Here is a 3,115-nt window from a genome sequence, read left to right as displayed (position 1 = left end):
GGACACCACCCCGGCCCGGCCAGGCCCGCCCCCTTCCCCAACAGAGAACCCGGCCATCGATGGAGCCGTACGTGCCCGAACACATCAACATCATTTCCAGCAACGTCGAGTGCAACGGGCGGGGCGACGCACGCGTGCGCGCCGCCGCTCACCGCGCGTGGGCCGAGGCCGACGCACACCTCGTCCTCCAGCAGGAACTTCCAGGCGCCGACGCCGACGGCAAGTCCGTCATGTACGAGGCCGACCATCGGCTCGCCATGAACTGGGTGCTCGGACCGGCCAGTTACACCGCGCTCTTCTACGACCCGAAGGTCTTCACCTGCCTGCGGGAGTGGGAGCCCGGACGCCGCACCTGGTCAGCGCCGCCCGCCGCCGCGTCCCTGCGCCTCGTCGGCACCGGCCCCACCGCCATGCCCCTCATCGGGGCATCCGCCCACCTGAGCTACGACTCCTACGCACAGCGGGAGATCGAAGCCGGATGGACAACCGGCTACGCCGACAAGACGCACATGATCGACGGCATCCCGCACACGATGCCCGCGCTCATCGGCATCGACCGGAACAGCTACCGCACGGGCGATCCGAACATCCCCCGGCTGGAGGAGATCCCGAACCTCCCGCACCGCGCGCACCGCAGCCGGCCGGGACCCGACGGCACCCGGATCATGGACACCGTGCCCGACGAGACCCTGTACCTCGCGGGCCTGATCGACGTCGTCGGCCACCTGTCCGCCGACCGGGACGTGAGCAAGCTGACGACCATGGCGGCCTCCGCGTCCCACAGCCCGGCCACCACCGTCGACGCCGTCTACGCCGACCACCGGCTCCTGCCCGCCCTCGTGGACGCCGCGACCATCGACATGCACGGCATCAGCGACCACGACGCCGTCCTGACCCGCTGGCACCGGGCCACCCTCACCGACCTACTCAGCGACCTCTCCCTCTGGGCCACCCCCCCAGCACGAGACACCGCACGCCGCCTGAGAGCAGCCGCCCGGCGCCCCGGCGGCACCCACCCGACGCACCGAGCGGCGCCCACTGGCCGGTGCGGGGAGAAACGTATCCCCGCACCGGCCCCCCCTGCCCGTACCTGCGCGCACCCCGACCACGGCTTCCTGGAGACTCCGTGCACATCACCGCCGTACACCCGCCACCGGGGCGGGCCACCGGGGCGGACATCGCCGCGCAGCTGCGGCACCGGATCGCGGACGGCACCTACCCCGCCGGCGCGCTGCTTCCCACCGTCCGCACTCTCGGCGCCATGTTCCACGCCAGCGAACCCGCCTGCCGTCACGCCCTGCACGTCCTCGCCGACGAAGGGATCGTGATCGTCCGCACCGGCAAAGGCAGCGTGGTGCAAACCCCCAACCAACCCCCCAGCCCCCTCGACAGTGCGCCGGGGCTGCGGGAGTTCATCGTCCACGAGCTCCGCCAGGCCATCAGGGACGGCAGTTACCCGCCGGGCTCGGCCGTGCCCTCGGCGGCGCGGTTGGCCATACGGTATGGCGTATCGGAGGCCACGGCCCGCAACGCGCAGCGCCAGCTGCGCGAAGAGGGCCTCCTGGAAGGCGGCCGGGGTCAGCGCGCCCGCGTGTGCTCCCTGCAGGACGCCGCCACGGCCGCCACCGACATCACCTGGGCTCCACCAGAAGCGCAGCGCCTGGCCGCCGAGGTCTGTCAGGCCATCAAGGACGGCACCTACCGGCCGGGCTCCCTGCTCCCTTCGCAGAAGAGGCTCGCGCGCACCTACGGCGCGTCCCTCCACTCCGCGCGCATCGCGCACCGCCTGCTGGTACAGCTCGGCGTCACCGACCCGCCGACGCTGAACGGCGCGCGCATCCGCACACCGTGACCACCGGCCCGCCGCGATGGCCGTACGCCGCTACCGGTAACGGCACGCGGGCACCAGTCGCGCCGTCGCCAGTACGTCCGTGCCGTCGTCCTCGTCGGTAGGGTCGTCCGGGGCGGGCGTACGGGTCATCGCGTCGATCTGTCGTTCGATGCCGCGCAGGTTCTCCTGCAAGTCCATGGTCACCACGCCGTCGACGGTGACCCTCAGCGGATCGCCCAGGAGCTTGGCGCGCCGCTCGCCCAGCACCTCCAGGGCCACCGCCCGCACCGACCGCAGCCGCAGGAAGCGGGCCTCCACATCGCCGGCGTCGGTGTCCGGCCCGAGCTGCGCCAGCAGCCACGACCGCTGGAACTCATCCACCCGATCCTCCTCCCCACGTGGCACGGCCCGACACCAGGTCTTCCCGGTGCCGGGCCGTACGGACGGCTACGGCGCGGCCGAGCGGGCCCGCCGCGGTGCCGTCTTCTTCACCTGCTCCGGCCCCGGCTCGGACTCGGCAGGGTCGGCCGCCCCTTCCTGACCCACCACGATCGGTGGTTCCTCCCATGCCTTGGGGTTCGTCACCAGCGCGGCGATCTCCGGTTCGGGTTTTTCTCCCGGCAGCAGGATCAGCACCTCCCGGGTTGCGGGGTGCTGGACGTACACGGCGGCGGCAAGGCGCGGCATCACAGCACCTTCGCGACGATGTGCGCGTCCGGGGTGTGCATCACCGGCATGCCCACGGCGGCGCCCTTGGTCCAGATCTGGACCGGGTCGTCCTGGACACCGCGGGTGATGACGATGCCCGGCGCGTCCTCGCGGACGATCTCCGGGTTGCTGCCGCGCGAGAGGACCAACGCCTCGGCCGTCACCCCGAACATGGTCTGCGCCCACTTCGTGCGGTCCGGCGGCGCCAGAATCCACCGGTCCTCCGGCAGCACCTTGCGCGGCGTCCCGTCCACCCGCACCTGCGCCTTGTAGAACGTCACCAGCGGCAGCCCGTAGTTGCCGCGCACCACGTTGATCTGCTGCGGGGTGAGCGTCGCGGTCGGCGTCGAGGAGGGATTGACACTGCCGTAGTACGCGGCCCGGTAGGCGTTGTTGGCCGCCAGGAAGGAGAACGCCTTGCGGGAGGTGAGCACCAGCTCGGGGGCCGGGGCGCCGATGTCGTCCAGGTGCTCGATCCACCGAAGTTCGTCCGCGATCGGATCGCTGGCCGGGTCCGACCACGGGCGGGCGGCGGCCGGCATGTTCGCCGCCGGCACGTTCCAGTCGACCTCCAGC

Annotated in this window: 5 protein-coding genes; 2 read left to right on the top strand and 3 right to left on the bottom strand. The window is 72.0% G+C overall.

Going from position 1 to position 3,115, the window contains the following annotated elements; all coding sequences use genetic code 11:
- The first annotated feature begins 71 nt into the window (after positions 1 to 71).
- Both ACFU99_RS38820 and ACFU99_RS38815 read left to right on the top strand, forming a co-directional pair.
- Positions 72 to 1,328 carry a hypothetical protein gene (locus tag ACFU99_RS38820; protein WP_384401981.1) on the top strand — a complete coding sequence of 419 codons (1,257 nt, stop codon included), beginning with the start codon at positions 72 to 74 and terminating at the stop codon, positions 1,326 to 1,328.
- Complete coding sequence (locus ACFU99_RS38815; protein WP_384401984.1) at positions 1,232 to 1,852, top strand: GntR family transcriptional regulator; 621 nt, start codon at positions 1,232 to 1,234, stop codon at positions 1,850 to 1,852. The genes ACFU99_RS38820 and ACFU99_RS38815 overlap by 97 nt, the downstream gene beginning before the upstream one ends.
- A gap of 30 nt (positions 1,853 to 1,882) precedes the next feature.
- Here ACFU99_RS38815 and ACFU99_RS38810 read toward each other — a convergent pair whose 3' ends face one another.
- From ACFU99_RS38810 to ACFU99_RS38800, 3 genes are all read right to left on the bottom strand, one after another.
- The gene (locus ACFU99_RS38810) at positions 1,883 to 2,212 is read right to left on the bottom strand and encodes a hypothetical protein (RefSeq protein WP_384401978.1); all 330 of its coding nucleotides are present in this window, start codon (positions 2,210 to 2,212) and stop codon (positions 1,883 to 1,885) included.
- A 66-nt stretch (positions 2,213 to 2,278) separates the two neighbouring features.
- Positions 2,279 to 2,518 carry a hypothetical protein gene (locus tag ACFU99_RS38805; RefSeq protein WP_384401975.1) on the bottom strand — a complete coding sequence of 80 codons (240 nt, stop codon included), beginning with the start codon at positions 2,516 to 2,518 and terminating at the stop codon, positions 2,279 to 2,281.
- The coding region (locus ACFU99_RS38800) for a major capsid protein (protein ID WP_384401972.1) at positions 2,518 to 3,115 on the bottom strand (598 nt) is incomplete at its 5' end. The genes ACFU99_RS38805 and ACFU99_RS38800, both read right to left, overlap by 1 nt.

Origin of the sequence: Streptomyces sp. NPDC057654, assembly GCF_042800135.1 — a bacterium.
In the GTDB taxonomy this organism is placed as follows: Bacteria; Actinomycetota; Actinomycetes; order Streptomycetales; family Streptomycetaceae; genus Streptomyces.
The sequence above is the reverse complement of the archived record's forward strand: the minus strand, read 5'-3'. Positions and strand labels throughout refer to the sequence as shown.

Coding starts and splice junctions, on each gene's coding strand:
- ACFU99_RS38805 (WP_384401975.1), bottom strand. CDS start 2,518: ATGCCGCGCCTTGCCGCCGCCGTGTACGTCCAGCACCCCGCAACCCGG.